16 protein-coding genes are annotated in these 17611 nt (G+C 58.4%); 5 read left to right on the top strand and 11 right to left on the bottom strand.

Annotated elements, in window-relative coordinates; genetic code table 11:
- The first annotated feature begins 65 nt into the window (after positions 1-65).
- The 5 genes from ACOTTU_RS00820 to ACOTTU_RS00800 all read left to right on the top strand — a co-directional run bounded on the left by ACOTTU_RS00820 (position 66) and on the right by ACOTTU_RS00800 (position 5906).
- Entirely contained in the window at positions 66-1373 is a 1308-nt protein-coding gene (locus tag ACOTTU_RS00820) for an ATPase (protein ID WP_298919693.1), read from the top strand.
- Positions 1370-2155, top strand: a complete 786-nt coding sequence (locus ACOTTU_RS00815; protein WP_425655704.1) for an NAD(P)-dependent oxidoreductase — start codon at positions 1370-1372, stop codon at positions 2153-2155. The genes ACOTTU_RS00820 and ACOTTU_RS00815 overlap by 4 nt, the downstream gene beginning before the upstream one ends.
- A gap of 162 nt (positions 2156-2317) precedes the next feature.
- Positions 2318-4747, top strand: a complete 2430-nt coding sequence (locus tag ACOTTU_RS00810) for a ligase-associated DNA damage response DEXH box helicase (protein WP_425655703.1) — start codon at positions 2318-2320, stop codon at positions 4745-4747.
- Positions 4748-4811: 64 nt separating this feature from the next.
- On the top strand, positions 4812-5474 hold the full coding sequence (gene pdeM, locus ACOTTU_RS00805) for a ligase-associated DNA damage response endonuclease PdeM (protein ID WP_425655702.1): 663 nt from the start codon (positions 4812-4814) through the stop codon (positions 5472-5474).
- Between the two features lie 12 nt (positions 5475-5486).
- On the top strand, positions 5487-5906 hold the full coding sequence (locus ACOTTU_RS00800; protein ID WP_425655701.1) for a PaaI family thioesterase: 420 nt from the start codon (positions 5487-5489) through the stop codon (positions 5904-5906).
- Between the two features lie 3 nt (positions 5907-5909).
- Here the strand turns inward: ACOTTU_RS00800 and folD are convergent, their stop codons facing one another.
- The 11 genes from folD to tolR all read right to left on the bottom strand — a co-directional run bounded on the left by folD (position 5910) and on the right by tolR (position 17611).
- Positions 5910-6812 (bottom strand): bifunctional methylenetetrahydrofolate dehydrogenase/methenyltetrahydrofolate cyclohydrolase FolD, encoded by a 903-nt coding sequence (folD, locus tag ACOTTU_RS00795; protein WP_425655700.1) that lies wholly within the window; start codon positions 6810-6812, stop codon positions 5910-5912.
- A 12-nt stretch (positions 6813-6824) separates the two neighbouring features.
- Positions 6825-7295 (bottom strand): hypothetical protein, encoded by a 471-nt coding sequence (locus ACOTTU_RS00790; RefSeq protein ID WP_298919705.1) that lies wholly within the window; start codon positions 7293-7295, stop codon positions 6825-6827.
- A gap of 103 nt (positions 7296-7398) precedes the next feature.
- Positions 7399-9075 carry a formate--tetrahydrofolate ligase gene (locus ACOTTU_RS00785; protein WP_298919707.1) on the bottom strand — a complete coding sequence of 559 codons (1677 nt, stop codon included), beginning with the start codon at positions 9073-9075 and terminating at the stop codon, positions 7399-7401.
- 146 nt (positions 9076-9221) lie between these two features.
- Positions 9222-9818, bottom strand: a complete 597-nt coding sequence (locus ACOTTU_RS00780; protein ID WP_425655699.1) for an MOSC domain-containing protein — start codon at positions 9816-9818, stop codon at positions 9222-9224.
- A 116-nt stretch (positions 9819-9934) separates the two neighbouring features.
- Entirely contained in the window at positions 9935-11860 is a 1926-nt protein-coding gene (gene ftsH / locus ACOTTU_RS00775; protein WP_425655698.1) for an ATP-dependent zinc metalloprotease FtsH, read from the bottom strand.
- A gap of 80 nt (positions 11861-11940) precedes the next feature.
- Positions 11941-13215, bottom strand: coding sequence for a tRNA lysidine(34) synthetase TilS (gene tilS / locus ACOTTU_RS00770; RefSeq protein WP_425655697.1), 1275 nt, complete (start codon positions 13213-13215; stop codon positions 11941-11943).
- Complete coding sequence (gene ybgF, locus ACOTTU_RS00765; RefSeq protein WP_425655696.1) at positions 13208-14047, bottom strand: tol-pal system protein YbgF; 840 nt, start codon at positions 14045-14047, stop codon at positions 13208-13210. The genes tilS and ybgF overlap by 8 nt, the downstream gene beginning before the upstream one ends.
- Before the next feature lie 4 nt (positions 14048-14051).
- The gene (gene pal / locus ACOTTU_RS00760) at positions 14052-14570 is read right to left on the bottom strand and encodes a peptidoglycan-associated lipoprotein Pal (protein ID WP_298919716.1); all 519 of its coding nucleotides are present in this window, start codon (positions 14568-14570) and stop codon (positions 14052-14054) included.
- A gap of 89 nt (positions 14571-14659) precedes the next feature.
- Positions 14660-15991: a Tol-Pal system beta propeller repeat protein TolB gene (gene tolB / locus ACOTTU_RS00755; RefSeq protein ID WP_425655695.1), complete on the bottom strand. Its 1332-nt coding sequence runs from the start codon at positions 15989-15991 to the stop codon at positions 14660-14662.
- On the bottom strand, positions 15988-17139 hold the full coding sequence (locus tag ACOTTU_RS00750) for an energy transducer TonB (protein ID WP_425655694.1): 1152 nt from the start codon (positions 17137-17139) through the stop codon (positions 15988-15990). The genes tolB and ACOTTU_RS00750 overlap by 4 nt, the downstream gene beginning before the upstream one ends.
- Positions 17111-17611 (bottom strand): protein TolR, encoded by a 501-nt coding sequence (tolR, locus tag ACOTTU_RS00745; protein WP_298919720.1) that lies wholly within the window; start codon positions 17609-17611, stop codon positions 17111-17113. The genes ACOTTU_RS00750 and tolR overlap by 29 nt, the downstream gene beginning before the upstream one ends.

Below are 17611 nucleotides of genomic sequence, written 5' to 3'. Positions count from 1 at the left end.
CCTTAACGTTACGCTAAACGGGTGCTTTGCGCCCGATGAAGCACGGCGTTATTGAGGGCCCTCTTATGAATATGCAAACCGCCAACGTTATGGTGCCACCGCCACCGCGCACGCTGGACGACATGAAACTGTCAACCGTGATGATGCGCGACATTATCCTAAAAACCATGTTCCGCAAGAATGTGGACATGGTCAGTGAACTCAGCAAGGCGGTCTGCTTGCCCATCCCGGTCACGCAGGAACTGGTGGATATGGCGCGTGAACAGCGTTTGCTGGAAGCCACGGGTACGCTCAATGCCAACAATGGCAACGAGATGGGTTATCAGCTGACTGAGCAGGGCAAGGCACGTGCGCTTGATGCCCTGGCGCAGTCTGAATATTTCGGCGCGATGCCAGTACCGCTTGACGTATACCGCGAGCAGGTCAAACGCCAATCGGTCCGCAACATGCAGATCACACGCGATCAGCTGACCGGCGCGATGGGGCATCTTGTTCTGCCCGATACCTTGCTTGATCAACTCGGGCCCGCCGTTTCTGCAGGTCGTTCAATCCTCATGTATGGCCCTCCCGGCAATGGTAAATCGTCCATTTCGAACGGTATCCGCGACGCTCTCGGTGACAATGTCTTCGTGCCCCGCGCGATTGAATATGCCGGGCAGGTGATTACGGTCTATGACCCTATTGTGCACGCGGCCGTCCCGATTGAAGAGGACGACCCCAATTCGCTGCGTCGGGCGACCAAGTTCGATATGCGCTACGTCAAATGTGAACGGCCAACGGTGATCACAGGGGGCGAACTCTCCCTCGACATGCTGGACCTCGTCTACAACCCAACGGCGCGAACGTATCAAGCCCCGCTACAGCTGAAATCAACCGGCGGCATCTTTATCGTGGATGACCTTGGGCGTCAGGCCGAGCCGCCGCAAAGTCTCGTCAACCGTTGGATTGTACCCCTCGAAGAAAGCAAAGACATCCTTGCCTTGCAATCAGGTGAAAAGTTCGAGGTTCCTTTCGACACACTGGTCATCTTCTCCACTAACTTCCATCCCAATGAAATCTTCGACCAGGCGGCATTGCGCCGGATCTTCTTCAAGATCAAGATTGACGGACCCAATCAGGAAAACTTCCTGAAGATTTTCGCAATGGTTGCCAAAAAGCGGAAAATGCCGCTTGATGAGGCCACCCTGGTGCATCTACTCAAAGTGAAATATCCGGAGATCGACAACATTTACGCGAACTATCAACCCATCTTTCTGATCGACCAGATGATTTCCATCTGTGATTTTGAGGGCATTCCTTACCAGATGTCCCCCGATCTGATCGACCGCGCATGGGCCAATATGTTCGTCAAGGATGAGCATATCGTGAAATGATCGGCGTCGCCGGATGTGGACGGATGGGCGGCCCTATGTTGGTCGCCCTTCAGGCAGCCGGGTTTAATGCTCAAGGTTATGACATCAGACGGGTTTCCTATCCCCGCTGCACAACCGATACCCCAACGTTCAGAAGTAAGCTAGAAACGCTGATCACAGTTGTCCGCGACATTGCGCAAACCGAAGAGGTGCTGTTTGGCGCACAGAATTTTTCACAGGCCCCCAACCTGCGCCGGATCATCATTTGCTCAACCCTGAGCCCAAGATACGTCAAATCCTTATCGGCGCGTGTTTCCCCCGCCGTTCGCCTGATCGACGCGCCCATGTCGGGTGCAAAAATTGCCGCCGAACAAGCCAACCTCAGCTTCATGCTTGGAGGGGACGCTTCGGACCTCGATGCCGCCCAGCCTCTTTTTGACGCGATGGGGAAACACTTTCACCGCATGGGTTCTTTTGGGATGGGCATGCAGGCCAAGGTTCTGAACAACCTGCTCGCAGCCTCCAACACCGCGATGACCCGGCTTGTCCTCGATTGGGCTGAAACGGCAGGGCTGGATGAAGGAAAGTTGCTTGGTTTGATTGAAACCTCCTCGGGTCAAAACTGGTTTGCCTCGGGTTTTGAGACAATCGAATTTTCGCGCGATGGCATGGACGCAGAAAACACCATTGGCATATTGGTCAAGGATGTTGATAGCGCACTGGATGCAGCGCCATCTGATGCAGACCTTAGCCTTCCGAAATCTGTTCAGGCCGCGATCAGGGCGCTGAAACCCAAGACCTGAAACGCCTCGTTCATGGCGCGCAGGCGACCCGCTGCCTATGATCGACCCCGCTGTTTGGCAGGACCAATCCAAGAACGCTAGAAATACCGCGATTGAACCACTGACCAAATGGCTACTGCAATTAGGGCTGTCGCTTGTTTCATGTTGCGATAGGCTGCCGCCATGCAACAGCTCCCCGCAATTTTTGAAGATTGGTTCCACGCCAGAGGATGGTCAATCCATCCGCACCAGCAACAGATGCTCGCACGCGCGAATGACCCCGCGCTTTTGCTGATTGCACCGACGGGTGGTGGCAAAACACTGGCCGGGTTCTTGCCCACTCTGGTCGATCTGGCGCAGGAACCCCGCGCGGGGCTTCACACCCTCTATATCTCTCCGCTCAAAGCTCTGGCCGCCGACATCAGACGCAACCTCACCACACCGGTCACCGAAATGGACCTGCCCATTCGCATCGAAGACCGCACCGGGGATACCCCCGCAAGTCGCAAGAAGCGCCAACGGGCTGATCCGCCACATATCCTGCTGACCACGCCAGAAAGCCTTGCCCTGCTTACCTCTTACGAGGACGCTCCGCGAATGTTCGACGGCCTCAAACGAGTGGTTGTCGATGAAATTCATGCATTGGCCGACTCCAAACGCGGCGATCAGTTGATGCTGGCGCTAGGCAGGCTGCAAAGACTTTGCCCCGATCTGTGCCGGGTCGGATTGTCTGCGACAGTCGAGGACCCTCAAGCCATTGCGCATCTGCTTGCGCGCCACCCGGACCCTTGCGAAATCCTGTTCGCCGATCCCGGACCGGCCCCCGACATTTCCATGCTCACAACAAAAGAGGCCCCTCCCTGGGCAGGTGGCAACGCGGCCTACGCGATACCGGCAGTTCTGGAACAGTTACGCCAGCACAAAACCACACTGATTTTTCACAATACCCGCGCGCAGGCTGAAATTTTCTTTCATAATCTATGGCTTGCAAACGACGATGGTTTGCCTATCGGGATACATCATGGGTCGCTTGATCGAGAGCAGCGCGCACGTGTCGAGGCCGCGATGGTGCGGGGTGATCTGCGCGCCATTGTCTGCACGGGCAGTCTTGATCTTGGCATCGACTGGGGGGACGTCGATCTGGTGATCCAGATCGGCGCGCCAAAGAATGTCAAACGTCTGGTTCAACGGATCGGGCGCGCAAATCACCGCTATAACGCGCCGTCCAAAGCCTTGCTCGTACCAGCGAACCGTTTTGAAGTTGTGGAATGCGTCGCCGCGCTGGAAGCTGTCAAAGAGGGCGAGCTGGACGGCGATCCGCGGGGCGAAGGCCCGCGAGACGTGCTTTGCCAGCATATTTTGATCGTTGCCGCTGCGGGACCGTTTGATGCAGACGAGCTTTACGATGAGGTCACGACCGTCGGCGCCTACGCGCATTTATCCCGCGCTGCCTTTGACGCATGCCTGGAATTTTGCGCCACGGGCGGCTATGCGCTGCGCGCCTATGATCAATGGCAACGCCTGCAACGCCGCGCCGATGGCAAGTGGCAGTTGCGAGACCCCCGCGCCGCCCAGAAAATTCGCATGAATATCGGCACCATTCAGGATACCGACACGCTTAAAGTCAGACTGAGGCGCAATCGCGGTGGCAAACCGTTGGGCGAAATCGAGGAAGGTTTCGCGGCCTCGCTTACGCCCGGCGACACATTCCTGATCGGCGGTCAGATCGTACGCTACGAAGGGCTGCGCGAGATGACGGTCGAGGTCAGCCGCAATGCAGCAAAAAAACCGAAGGTCGCGACCTTTGCAGGCACGAAATTCGCAACTTCCACGCAACTTTCTGCCCGCGTGGTGGAGATGTTCCAGCAGGAAACATGGCCGGACCTGCCCAGGCATACCGCCGATTGGCTCAAGCTACAGCGCGACGTCAGCAAATTGCCCGAACCAGGCCGGCTCCTGGTAGAGAGCTTCGCGCATGACGGTCGCGAACAAACGGCCGTCTATGGATTTGCGGGGCGAAACGGTCAGCAAACACTCGGCCTGCTGCTGACCAAACGCATGGAGGATCTTGGTCTCAATCCGATGGGATTCGTGGCCACGGATTATGCCACCCTGATCTGGGGTCTGAACCGCGTCGAGGATCCCGCGCCGCTCTTTGACATTGATGTGTTGCAGGAGGGGCTTGAAACCTGGTTGGCCGGGAATGCCGTGATGAAACGCACTTTCCGGGCAAGTGCGACAATCGCTGGTCTGATCCAACGCAATACACCATCGGCGCGCAAATCCGGGCGTCAGGCGACCTTCAGTTCAGATATCCTCTATGACACTTTGCAAAAATATGACCCGGAACATCTTTTGCTTAAGATCACACGCGAAGAAGCGCTGCGCGGACTTGTCGATTTCGGCCGGATCGAAGAAATGGCCGCGCGTATCAAGGGACGTATCGATCACGTGACCCTCTCGCGTGTCAGCCCCCTTGCCGCCCCGATGTTGCTGGAAATGGGCCGGGTGCCGGTCAAAGGGGCTGCGGAGGAGAAACTATTGGCCGACGAGGCCGCGCGTTTGATGGAAAGTGCGGGTATCTCGGGGATCGCACCACCGCCATCCAGCTAAAGCCTGGGAGATATGAGCTACTGAATCGCTTGATCTCACCGCAGCAATAGGCGATGAACAAATCATGAACTCTCACGTTTTCACCTTTGCCGGGGCAACGTTGAACGCACTGGGGTCCGGCGCATTGTGGTGGCCGGAAGAAAGCCTGCTTTGCGTCTCCGATCTGCATCTTTGCAAGTCCGAAAGGGTCGCCCGACGGAGCGGTCAGTCCCTGCCACCCTATGAAACCCGCGATACCCTGAACCGCCTGACGTCTGATGTGGCGCATACCAAACCGAAGGTGGTGGTGTGCCTGGGCGACAGTTTCGACGACCTGACCGCTGCCGCCTCCTTGCCCGAGGCCGAACGGTTGTGGATTACGCGCCTGCAAGCCGGGCGTCGCTGGATCTGGATCGAAGGCAACCACGATCCCGGTCCAATTGCCTTTGGCGGCGATCATCTGCGTGAGGCGAAATTCGGTCCCTTGATCTTTCGCCACATTGCCCAGCCTGACGCGATGGCCGAGGTCTCCGGCCATTACCATCCAAAGGCGCATGTTCAGGCGCGCGGACGGCGCATATCAAGACCAGCGTTCCTGTATGATACGGAGCGGCTGATCCTGCCAGCCTATGGCACTTATACCGGCGGGTTACGCAGCAACAGCACCGTGCTGGAAAGCCTGATGGACCCAAAAGCCCTTGCCATTTTGACCGGGCCTGTGCCCACCTGTGTGCCAATGCCCCGTTAAAGCAGGTATATCATGGACGAAAGTGCCACAAACAGAATTCACAAGAGCTTCGCGGCCCAAAGCATGATGACAACGCTGGGGGCGCATATCCAAAGCGTCCGGACCGGGGAGGTTGTCATCGCCGCGCCGATCCTGCCCGGCAGCCAGCAACAGCAGGGATTTGGCCACGCGGGCCTGACCTTTTCGATTGGAGACAGCGCCGCAGGATATGCAGCCCTGACGACGCTGCCCCTGGATGCAGAAGTTGTCACTGCGGAGATCAAGATCAATCTCCTGGCGCCGGCAATCGGGGAAGAGCTGCGCGCGACCGGTCGTGTGGTCAAACCCGGTCGCAGGCTGATTGTCGTCACCTCCGAGGTATACGCACTCAGAGACGGCGACGAGGTCCTGATCGCCGTCCTGCAAGGCACCATGGTACCGGTTGCTGTGTAGTACTCAGGCGGTCAGACCTTCGGGTTCGTCTAGCCCGTTTGCACGGCAGCAGGCCGTGACCGTATTGGCCAGCAGGCAGGCGATCGTCATGGGGCCAACGCCGCCCGGCACCGGCGTGATAGCGCCCGCCACAGCCGCGCAGCTGTCATAGTCCACATCACCGACAAGACGTGTTTTGCCTTCACCGCGTTCAGGCGCATCCAGACGGTTGATGCCCACGTCAATGACCGTGGCCCCGGGCTTGATCCAGTCTCCCGGCACCATCTGGGGTCTGCCAACGGCAGCCACAACGATATCCGCCCGGCGCACCAACTCGGCGAGATCTTTGGTCCGGCTATGGGCGATCGTGACGGTGCAGCTATCACCCAGCAACAGTTGTGCCATCGGTTTGCCAACGATGTTCGAGCGGCCAATGACCACTGCATCCATGCCCGAAATCGAGCCGTGATGGTCCCGTAGCATCATCAGGCAACCCAGCGGCGTGCAGGGCACCATTGATTTTTGACCCGTCCCCAGCAACCCCACGTTGGATATGTGGAACCCGTCAACGTCCTTTTCGGGCGCGATGGAATTGATCACAAGATCTTCGTCCAGATGCTTGGGCAGCGGTAATTGCACCAGAATACCGTGGATTTCCGGATCGTTGTTGAGCTGGTCAATCACGGCCAGCAAATCGGCCTCGGATGTTTCTGCATCCAGCTTGTGTTCGACCGATTTCATGCCAACCTCGACGGTCTGCTTGCCTTTGGAGCGCACGTAAACCTGGCTCGCCGGGTCTTCTCCCACCAGAACAACCGCCAGCCCTGGCGTGATGCCGTGAGCGTCCTTGAGGCGTGTCACATGATCGGCAACCTGGGCGCGCACCTTTGCTGCAAAAGCTTTTCCGTCGATGATCGTGGCTGGCATAGCGTCTTCCTGTTATCTTTTGAAATTGACCCTGTGGGCCCATGATGTTCCGTCGCTTATGACCAACTCGTCAAACTGCATCAACTGCAGAAGATCGTAGAAAGTGGCGACGTATTGAAGTTCTTCCTGTCGGAAAAATCCGCCACGCCGGACGCTGACAGTGAGCTGCGCCAAAAGTGCGCGCGCGCGGTAAAGCGTCGAAAAAATTTCATCATCCAGCGCGACAAGAACCAATGTCTTTGCACCTTCCCCCTTGGCAAAGAAGACAAAGCGGGGACTTTCCGGTGCCTCAAGTTGCGCTGCTGTGAGGACGTTCACGAAATCAATACGGACGGCTTTGCCGGCACCCTGACTGGCCCTAACAACCCGGTCGAAGTCCTCTTCCGAAGTAATTTCCGGGTAGTAATACCCAACGTAACGGTCTTCGGCAGCAACGACGCCTGCGAACAGCAGCGCGAAAAACACGGCAATCAATCTGGTCATCATGGTCTCCTTGAATGTCATGATGTTCAGCTTGGCGGCACGAAGGTCAGGGGGCAAATCATTTTCTCTGCCCCCTTCACACATCCCTGTGACAGTTTGGCCCTCAGAACAGACCTTCTACGTCACCATCCGCGTTCAGCTTGATGTTTTCCGCGGAGGGAACTCGCGGCAAACCGGGCATGGTCATGATCTCCCCGCAAATTGCGACGACGAAACCTGCACCAGCACTTAACCGGACTTCGCGCACTGGAATGTCGAAACCCGTGGGTGCCCCACGTTCGTTAGGGTCGGTGGTAAAGCTGTACTGCGTTTTAGCCATGCAGACTGGCAGATTACCGTAGCCCTGGTCTTCCCAATCCTTGAGCTGGTTGAGGATTTTCTGATCCATCTGGGCACTGTCGGCACGGTAAATGCGCGTGGCGATGGTGTTGATCTTATCCGCAAGGCTCATCTCATCGGGATAGATGGGCGCGAAATTGGCCTCCCCCGCATCAATGACCTCGGCAACTTTCGTCGCCAGATCGGCAGAGCCCTCGGAGCCCAGTTCCCAGTGACGCGACAGGACAGCCTCGGCGCCTTGCCCTGCAACATAATCCTTGACGGCTTGGACTTCTGCGTCCGTATCGGTGACAAAGTGGTTGATGGCCACGACGACCGGCACGCCAAAAGATTTGACGTTCTCAATGTGACGGCCAAGGTTGGAACAGCCATTATTGACCGCATCCACATTTTCCGCACCCAGATCAGCCTTGGCAACACCCCCATTCATTTTCATCGCGCGCACGGTGGCCACAACCACAACGCAGGACGGCGAGAGGCCAGCTTTACGACACTTGATGTTGAGGAATTTTTCGGCCCCAAGATCGGCCCCGAAACCGGCTTCCGTCACGACGTAATCGGCAAGTTTGAGGGCAGTTGTTGTTGCAATGACAGAGTTGCACCCATGCGCGATGTTGGCGAAGGGGCCACCATGCACGAAGGCCGGGTTGTTTTCCAGCGTCTGCACGAGGTTGGGCTGCATCGCGTCCTTGAGCAGAACGGTCATGGCGCCATCCGCCTTGATGTCGCGGGCAAACACCGGGCTGCGATCACGGCGATACGCCACGATCATGTCGCCCAGGCGCTTTTGCAGATCGTCAAGATTTCTGGCCAGACACAGGATCGCCATGACTTCAGAGGCTACGGTAATGTCGAAGCCCGCTTCACGGGGGAAACCGTTGGCAACACCGCCCAGCGAGGCGGTGATCTGACGCAATGCGCGATCGTTCATGTCCACGACACGGCGCCAAACGACACGGCGGGTGTCGATCTCAAGCTCATTGCCCCAGTAGATGTGGTTGTCGATCATCGCCGACAGCAGCGAATGCGCCGAAGTGATGGCGTGGAAGTCACCTGTGAAATGCAGGTTCATCTCTTCCATGGGTACGATCTGTGCGTAACCACCGCCTGCGGCCCCCCCCTTCATCCCGAAGTTCGGCCCAAGGGAGGCTTCGCGAATGCAGACGGCTGCTTTCTTGCCGATCCGGTTCAGACCATCGCCCAAGCCCACGGTCGTCGTGGTTTTGCCTTCACCCGCAGGTGTCGGGTTGATCGCTGTGACAAGGATCAGTTTGCCATCGGGACGGTCCTGCACCGAATTGATGAAAGACTGGCTGACCTTGGCCTTGTCATGACCGTAAGGCAGCAGGTCATCACTGGAGATATCCAGCTTTGCACCAATTTCCTGAATTGGTTTTTTCGACGCCTCGCGCGCGATTTCGATGTCGGTCTTGTAAGCCATATTAGAATCCCCATTGAGTGCCGCGCACGGCGAAGTTGCTGGCCAATGCATACGAGTGACGCGCCAGTGGGAGAAGCGTAATTCCGACATTTCCACGACGTGTTGCGGCGGCGATGGGGTCATTCGTTTCTTTTTGGAAACGAATGTTACGAACGGGCCTTGTCGATATGCGCCCAGGCCGGTTGATCAGGGACATGCAAGGTGACGCTATCACCAACGGCAACGGCTCCGCCCCTCTCCACCCAGGCCGTAACGCCGCGCCGGTTCTGGGCAGCCGGTTTGAAAGCCTGCCCGAAACCTGGGCGATCTTCTTCGATGACACGCCCCGGCAAAACACAGGGACGGTTTTCCATGTCCACCGTGACGCTGGCCCCGCTGGGCATTTGCAAACGCGACGACGGCGGTACATGGGTGAAATCAGGGATGCCCTTGATGACCATGGAAGCACCAACCCAGGCGGGGTCGATTTCTGACAATCCCATCTCGGAAGCGATCTGCGCAAGCTCTTCCGATGACAGAACCGAAAGCTGTCGAACGTTCCTGATTTCTGTCCCTTTGGGATATTGCGCCTTGGTACGCACACAAGAGGCGCGTGTCATCCCGCCGTGGCACTCCCCCTCAATGCCCGAAAAGGTCAGCTGCGCCGATTGCAATGCTTCGGCGCGCAGTGTGATTTCGCTTTGGGAGACCCGCCCGAGCCAAACAACCTCTCCAACAAAACGGGTGGGCAGCAGTGCAGGCATGTTTTCTCTCCAGTTGAGGTCTGCTGCAAGTCAGAGCAAATAGAGGCGCAAAAGAAAAGGCCCTGCGCTGCGCAGGGCCCTATGATCTTTTGTGAAGGAAAAATCGTTTTTCGTGATCAGACCGTTGGTTCCGGCTCCAAACCATCATCCGAGGGTGGCGCTTTCTTGGCTTTGGCTTTGGCCTTTGGAATGCCGGTCACGCTTGGGGTCGAGCCGCTGTCGGGCTTATCCTCTTCATCCGCAGGCGGTACAGGCGGCTCACCATTCATCACCCGCTTGATCTCGTCACCGGTCAGTGTTTCGTATTCCAGTAAACCCTGCGCGAGACGTTCAAATTCAGTCTCATTTTCGGTGATAATCTTAAGCGCCCAATCGTATCCGTCCTGAATGAACTTCTGGACCTCTTCCTCAATCAGCTCTTTGGTGTTGGCTGAGACCGAGAAGCCAGCGGTATTCCCCTGGTAGCCTTCGGCGGCTTCGGAATAGTCAATGTTGCCCACTTTGTCGGACATTCCCCAACGCAATACCATCGCGCGCGCAAGGCCCGAGGCCTGCATGATGTCCCCCGCTGGCCCATTGGACACGGCATCGGGGCCGTATTTATGAATTTCCGCCGCCTTGCCCGCCATGGTCATGGCCAGACGCTGGTGACATTCATCCTTGAACATGTTCAGACGGTCCATTTCCGGCAAGCTCATCACCATCCCCAGGGCCCCGCCGCGCGGGATGATTGTCGCCTTGTAGACCGGGTCACATTTCGGCAGCTTGATCCCCACCAGCGCATGTCCCGCTTCGTGATAGGCGGTCATTTCTTTCTGCTCAGGCGTCATAACCATGGAGCGGCGCTCTGCCCCCATCATGATCTTGTCCTTGGCACTCTCGAAATCGATCATCGTGACAAAGCGCCGACCGACGCGGGCTGCCCCAAGCGCCGCCTCATTGACGAGGTTTGCCAGATCCGCCCCCGAGAAGCCCGGTGTTCCCCGGGCAATGATGCGCAAATCTACATCCGGACCCAGTGGTGTCTTGCGCGCGTGGACACCAAGGATTTTCTCGCGGCCCTTGATGTCCGGGTTACCAACGGTCACCTGACGGTCAAAGCGGCCCGGGCGCAGCAGCGCGGGGTCAAGCACGTCTTTACGGTTGGTGGCCGCGATGATGATCACCCCTTCGTTGGCCTCAAAGCCATCCATCTCCACCAGCAGCTGGTTGAGTGTCTGTTCACGCTCATCATTGCCGCCGCCGTAGCCAGCCCCCCGGTGACGGCCAACAGCATCAATCTCGTCAATGAAAACGATACAGGGCGCATTCTTTTTCGCCTGTTCAAACATGTCGCGGACACGGGACGCACCGACACCCACAAACATTTCAACGAAATCCGATCCCGAAATTGTGAAAAACGGCACGCCAGCTTCGCCTGCAATGGCACGCGCCAACAGCGTTTTACCGGTACCGGGAGGGCCTTCAAGCAAAGCTCCTTTCGGAATTTTACCGCCCAATCGACTAAATTTCTGCGGATTACGCAGAAACTCGACGATTTCCTCAAGCTCTTCCTTGGCCTCATCGATTCCCGCAACATCGTCAAAGGTGACCCGACCGTGTTTTTCGGTCAGCATCTTGGCCTTGGATTTTCCAAAACCCATCGCCCCGCCTTTGCCACCGCCCTGCATCCGGTTCATGAAATAAACCCAGACACCGATCAATAGCAGGAAAGGTAAGAGCGACATCAGAAAGGTCTGGAAACCCGATTGCTGTTGCTGTTCCGCACGAACCGTAATGTTGTTGTCGATCAAAAGGTTCGTGATTTCAGCGTCTTCCGGCTTGATCGCGATATAGTCGGCGCCATCAGCACGGCGGAAACGAACCTGCTCGCCATCCAGTGTGACGTTGCTGACCTCTCCTGATTCAACCGCATTCACAAACTCGGAATAGCTGATCTCGCGGCTTTGCAGCGTGTTGCCGGGACCACTGAACAGATTGAACAATGCCAGGATCAGGAGGAACAAGACGACCCAGAAGGCGATGTTACGTGCGTTACCCAAGGAAATTCTCCTAAAAATGCGCGTGGTGCGGATCGCAATGATACCACCACGCGCTTAAGATAGACACTGCGCGCCGAGGTTCAATGCGATAAAAGTGCGTCAAAGAATGCTTTTTCGCCTTTCACCAACGTCGCATGCCATCGCGTGGCGGTTCCTGCAAGGGGGGCGGCAACCAATTGATCGTCTTTCCAGACCGCTGGCGTCACCAGCAGCACCTCGCGGGGGTAACCCAACGCGCGCCATTGCGGAGAATCCCGCAGGCCGCGCTCCCCAAGCGCCGCAATGCGCAGCCCGGCATCTGGCTGGTCGATCTCATCCGCCTTTGAGGTCAATTGCCACCGGTTGTCCCATACTTCCGCGATGTCGCAAGACAGATGCCGGACCGGGTCAAGCTCGCGACATATCCAAATGGACCCCTTGGACCGGATGACATGACATCCTTCCAGCGTGCCGTTATGACCAGCCCTGAGACCGTCCATCAGCTTTCGCACGGACCTGCCGCGCGGCGCGTATCCTGCACCGCTAATCCATTGCAAGGCGCGGATCATGATGCGGCGCGCGGTTTCAGCGGGCAAGGCGTCAAAACCGGACCAATCGACCTTAAGCGCGCCCGCCTGTTCCGTAGTAATCCTTCTCGCGGCTGAGACCGCATGCGCATTCAGAGCGATACGTGTCCGCGCCATGTTGTCGGCCACTTGCGAAAGCGCGGCGGCGCTGATGCCCAGCGGTTCAAGAACCGTAAGCGCCTGACGCAGTTTGATACGATCAAAGCTCAGGTCGTCATTGCTGGGATCTTCACACCAGCGGATTTCGCGGTCCTGCAACATCTCGCGCAAACTGGCCCTTGAGACCTGCAATAACGGGCGCAGCCAGGTGACCCCATCCCGTGTGCGGCTTGGACCCATTGCCGCCAGACCGTCCACACCCGCACCGCGCGCCAGCCGCATCAGAACCGTTTCGGCCTGATCATCCTGTGTATGGCCAAGAGCAACATGGGAAAGCTGTTGAGACTTTGCCCAAGCGGCGATCAGGTTGTAACGCGCCTCTCGTGCTGCGTTCTGCAGATTGCCCTGCCCGGTCCAGCCGTCCCAGCGAAGAACCTCGTGTGGAATATCGAGATCAGCGCAAAGCGCCGCCACAAAAGCGGCCTCGGCCTCTGATTCCGCCCTCAGGCCGTGATCGACGGTCACCGCGCAAAGCTGGAGCCTGTGGTTTTGCGCAATCTCATGCAGCAGATGAAGCAGAGCGACGGAATCGCCGCCGCCCGATACCGCGACGCCCAACCGATTTGGCAGGTCCGGCGGAAGGTGCTGCGCGACCGCCTCCCTCAGGTCTCGCGATGCGCCGTTACGCACAGCCCAGCGATTGCATCTCTGCCTGAGCCTCGGCGACAACCGGATCGGATGGGAACCGCACACCGACTTCGCTGAGCGTCACGCAGGCCTCCTGTGTTTGTCCCAGCCCGCCCAGAGATCTGCCCAGGCGAAATAGTGATTGCGCGGCAACCGGTCCTGTTGGGTCAACGCTGAAACTGCTCAGGTAGGCGCGTGCTGCCTCACGCGTATCTCCCAAGCCTTCCAGCGCTTCGCCGCGTCCCAGATCAGCGCCCGCCGCCAGTGGTCCGCCCGGATAAGTTTGCGTGAAGGTCGCAAAAAGATCTGCCGCCTGCTGGAAATTGCCCTCCGCCAAAGCAGATTGAGCTTTTTTGAAATCCTCCTCTTCCCCGACCGCAAGCTGAATACCGTTGCCAGGAAGATCAGTGGCCGCGGGCAGTGTCGCAGCCCCCGTAGTCGTCTCGGTCCCGGCAGGCAGATCACCGCCCAGAGTTGTAGTCTCACCCAATGCCGCGATGTCCCCCCCTTCAAGCTCGACCAGTCGGAACTCCAGATCGCCGATACGGTTGGTGCCATCCTCGACAATGCGGTTGATCCGGAATTCCAACTCTTCGGTTTTTGAGGTCAATCGCCGCATCTCTGCTTCGATGACATTCATGCGATCCAGCACCGACCCGCCGGAGGTTTGCACCGAGGGTGACCCAGTGGTTGACAGCTCCCGCCTGAGTTTCTGGATTTCCACATAGAGCACCGTCATCTCCTGGCGGATGTCCGCAAGTGTCTGCTGATCCTGCGCGGCCGTTTCAACCGGCTGCAACAGGATCACGAGGGCAAGGGCGACAAAGATGCGCATCGGATCAGCCTGTCAGACCGCCCGCCAGCACAGTGACCGCGCGGCGGTTCTTGGCATAGCAGGCCTCGTTGGAACAAATCTCGATGGGGCGTTCCTTACCGTAGCTCACGGTCCGCAACCGATTACCCGCCACCCCTTTGGAGATCAGGTATTCCCGCACGGAATTTGCCCGGCGCGCGCCCAGACCAACGTTATATTCACGGGTGCCCTGTTCATCTGCGTGGCCCTCGATGATCGCTGTAAAATCGGTATTCGTCAGTAACCAGCTGGACTGGCCATCAAGAACCGCGCGCCCCTCCGGTGTCAGGTCGGACTGGTCCACCGCGAAAAGAACGCGGTCGCCAATGGTCTGGTTGAAGTAGGCCGTTGAGGTCGGGTCATTGGCGCTGCCGGGGACAATCGCACCACCGCTGCCCCCTCCGACCCCGCCGGTTGATCCATCCGCCCCAAATCGGCCCGGATTGGTGCAAGCCGCCAGGGCCAGCCCGGCGACGAGAAGAAGAATTTTCGCTGTTGGTTTCATGTTCACTGCCTCATGTGTTCCGTGTTGGAATTGTTATTTTGGGGTCTTTTTACCACAGGCGCACGCCCATGGGAACGATTTCAGATGTCTTACTTCAGCAAAGGCGACCACGACGGGTCAGAGCCGCCATCAGGGGTCCGCACAGGCCGCAGATTGCGTCCTGAAATATCAACAGAATAAAGCGTGGAGCTGCCGCTGGCCCCTTGGGATTCGCGGGTAAACATTATGACCCGCCCGTTTGGTGCCCAGGTTGGCCCCTCATCGAGGAAGGAGGCGGTCAACAACCGTTCCTCGGCCCCATCGGTACGCATCACACCAATATGGAAGCGCCCGCCGTTTTGTTTGGTAAAGGCGATCAGATCCCCGCGTGGCGACCAGACCGGCGTGCCATAGCGGCCCGGTCCGAAGGATATACGGCGCGCCTCACCACCACCTGCGGGCATGATGTAGAGTTGCTGGGATCCGGACCGGTCACTCTCAAACACAATCTGGCTGCCGTCAGGCGAAAAACTGGGCGCGGTCTCGATGGAAGGCGCGGATGTCAGGCGTTGTGTCCCTCCGCCGCCGACATTCATCGCGTAGATATCGGTGTTGCCACCCTGGCTGAGCGAGAACACAATATTCTGCCCGTCAGGCGCAAAACGCGGCGCAAAACTCATCGTGCCTTCCTGATTTTCAAGGACGCGGCGCTGGACCGATCCGACGTCGAGCAGGTAGATGCGCGGAAAGCCGGTCTCATAGCTGGTATAGATCACGCGGTCGCCATTTGGCGAAAATCTCGGGGCCAGAACGATGGCGCTGCTGTCCGTCAAAAACTGCACATTGGCACCGTCGTAATCCATGATAGCCAGGCGTTTCTGGCGAGCGTCCTTGCTGCCGGTCTCGGATACGTAAACAACGCGGCTGTCAAAATACCCCCCCTCGCCCGTGATCCGGCTGTAAACGGCATCGGCGACCTTATGCGCCATACGCCGCCAGCCCTCAGGCGTGCCGGAAAATTGCAATCCCGATCCCATCTCCGCACCGGAGAATACGTCATAGAGGCGAAACTTCACCGTAAGCTGGTTGCCCTGCACCGCCACGGCGCCAGTGATCAGCGCCTGAGCATTGATTGCTTTCCAATCGGCATATTGCACCGGATCAGCGAAATTGCTTACGGTGCTGATAAAGGCCGTCGCCGGAATTTCACGAAAAAGCCCGGTACCCACGAGATCGGCGGAAACAACCTGACTGATCTGCGCCGCAACGCCTGTCGCATCCCCCGTTTCGGCCTGGAAAACCGGCAAGGCGAAGGGCAAGGGTTCAATCACGCCTTCGGTGATTTCGATGCGCAAGGGGCCGCTGCTTTGCGCGCCTGCAAATCCCGCCGTAAGGGACATCAGCCCCAGCGCTGCGAGCAATACCATACCCAGAAATCTCATTTGATCCGCATCCTTTCGGGATTGAAGGTCATCTCAATATCCTGCCACTGACTATATTTTTCTACGGGTAAATCGAAACCTTTTGCGCCACATCTGATAATTGCGCGGCGTGCCGCCTCAAATGCCTGACGCGCCGCCTGTTCTGTTCCACCGGAGCTTGAGTTCATCCGAATGGACGATGTTACAGGCTTGCCGTCCTGTGTCATGGCCACCGATACCACCACCGTGGTGTTCAGCGCATCGGTTGAAAGCGAGCCGACATTCCAGCAATTTGATACGGCAACCCGCAAGGCATCCTTCTCCCCTGCTGAAAGCGGCGGGCCCTGCGGCGTGGACGGTGCTGACGATTCCGTCGCAAGTGCTTCGGCCAGCGCCGATGCAACAGCATCTTCTGTTGTGTCCTCAGCCGGGGCTGAGGGTTCGGCGGTCTCGGTCGGCTGCGCTACCTGTTGGACCGGTGGATCCGGGCGGCGGGCAGGCGGCCGTTTGGTGGGCACCGGTGCAGCGCTTGGCTCTTCTGCTTCGGTGACGATCTCTGTCGCGGCGGCTTCCGGTGCCGTTGCTTCAACCGGATCCTGCGGTGTGTCACCAGTTTGGTCAGGCCTCACAGCTTCCTGCTCAACCGCGTCGGGTGTCGCTTCGGGCTCGGGTTGGGCAACCGCCTCAGGGGCCACACGTTCGGCGGCTTGCGGCACGGGACGGTCGCTGACTTCGGGCACCAGCACCGCCACATCGGCGGGCGGTTCAGGCAATACAGGCGCTTGGTCACTCACCTCAGCCTGTGGCAACGGCGCGAGCTCCGAGACATCCGGCGCTTCTTCGTTACTGGGCGCTTCGGTCTGTTCGGGCGGGCTTTGATCCGCAACGCTATCTTCGGTGGCCGCTATTTCGGGGGCTTCCGGGGTCACTTCCGGGCTTGAAGGTTGCGCCACTTCGGTCGTCGATTGCGGGGCCCGACCAGCCGCCACCATAGCCGCGTATTCGGCACCGGAAATCACCGAAACGGTGCTGGCCTCGAAGGGTAGCGGTTCAGCAGCAAACACATCCCCAAAGATCAGCCAGCCGATCAAAGCCAGATGCCCCGCGCCTGAGATATAGTGACCGGTATGCACCGCGGCCCTACTGACCCGCACCACCGGCGGTGCCATCCTGACCGTCAAGCGTTGGTCCGCCGATATCCGTGACCAGACCGATGTTGGCAAAGCCACCGGCATTCAGTGCGCCCATGACCTCCATCACCTGCGCGTAAGGAACCGCCCCATCAGCCCTCAGGAACACCTGATCACTTGTCCGTTCTGCCGCAATCGCCCGCAGTTTCGGGATCAGTTCGCCCCGTGCGGTTTCCGTCGTCTGGATTTGCAGGCTGCCTTCTGCAGTAATCGTGATGGTCAGCGGTTCTTCCTGATCGGCAGGCAGCGCGCCTGCGGCGGTTTTGGGCAGTTCAACCGGCACGCCCACCGTCAACAGCGGGGCCGCGACCATGAAAATGATCAGCAGCACCAGCATCACATCCACAAAAGGCGTGACGTTGATTTCCGACATGGGCTGCGGCTTGCCGCGCCCGCGACGCCTGCGACGTGTGCCCTCGCCGCCCTGGTTCTGGATGACACCCGCGCCCAT

It is taken from the genome of Roseobacter sp. EG26 (assembly GCF_049830555.1).
Lineage (GTDB): Bacteria > Pseudomonadota > Alphaproteobacteria > Rhodobacterales > Rhodobacteraceae > Roseobacter.
The sequence above is the reverse complement of the archived record's forward strand: the minus strand, read 5'-3'. Positions and strand labels throughout refer to the sequence as shown.

Excerpts from the sequence above, each read along its gene's own strand:
- ACOTTU_RS00820 (WP_298919693.1), top strand. The coding sequence starts at position 66 with ATGAATATGCAAACCGCCAACGTTATGGTGCCACCGCCACCGCGCACG.
- ACOTTU_RS00815 (WP_425655704.1), top strand. The coding sequence starts at position 1,370 with ATGATCGGCGTCGCCGGATGTGGACGGATGGGCGGCCCTATGTTGGTC.
- ACOTTU_RS00810 (WP_425655703.1), top strand. The coding sequence starts at position 2,318 with ATGCAACAGCTCCCCGCAATTTTTGAAGATTGGTTCCACGCCAGAGGA.
- pdeM (WP_425655702.1), top strand. The coding sequence starts at position 4,812 with ATGAACTCTCACGTTTTCACCTTTGCCGGGGCAACGTTGAACGCACTG.
- ACOTTU_RS00800 (WP_425655701.1), top strand. The coding sequence starts at position 5,487 with ATGGACGAAAGTGCCACAAACAGAATTCACAAGAGCTTCGCGGCCCAA.
- folD (WP_425655700.1), bottom strand. The coding sequence starts at position 6,812 with ATGCCAGCCACGATCATCGACGGAAAAGCTTTTGCAGCAAAGGTGCGC.
- ACOTTU_RS00790 (WP_298919705.1), bottom strand. The coding sequence starts at position 7,295 with ATGACCAGATTGATTGCCGTGTTTTTCGCGCTGCTGTTCGCAGGCGTC.
- ACOTTU_RS00785 (WP_298919707.1), bottom strand. The coding sequence starts at position 9,075 with ATGGCTTACAAGACCGACATCGAAATCGCGCGCGAGGCGTCGAAAAAA.
- ACOTTU_RS00780 (WP_425655699.1), bottom strand. The coding sequence starts at position 9,818 with ATGCCTGCACTGCTGCCCACCCGTTTTGTTGGAGAGGTTGTTTGGCTC.
- ybgF (WP_425655696.1), bottom strand. The coding sequence starts at position 14,047 with ATGCGCATCTTTGTCGCCCTTGCCCTCGTGATCCTGTTGCAGCCGGTT.
- pal (WP_298919716.1), bottom strand. The coding sequence starts at position 14,570 with ATGAAACCAACAGCGAAAATTCTTCTTCTCGTCGCCGGGCTGGCCCTG.
- tolB (WP_425655695.1), bottom strand. The coding sequence starts at position 15,991 with ATGAGATTTCTGGGTATGGTATTGCTCGCAGCGCTGGGGCTGATGTCC.
- ACOTTU_RS00750 (WP_425655694.1), bottom strand. The coding sequence starts at position 17,139 with ATGGCACCGCCGGTGGTGCGGGTCAGTAGGGCCGCGGTGCATACCGGT.
- tolR (WP_298919720.1), bottom strand. The coding sequence starts at position 17,611 with ATGGGCGCGGGTGTCATCCAGAACCAGGGCGGCGAGGGCACACGTCGC.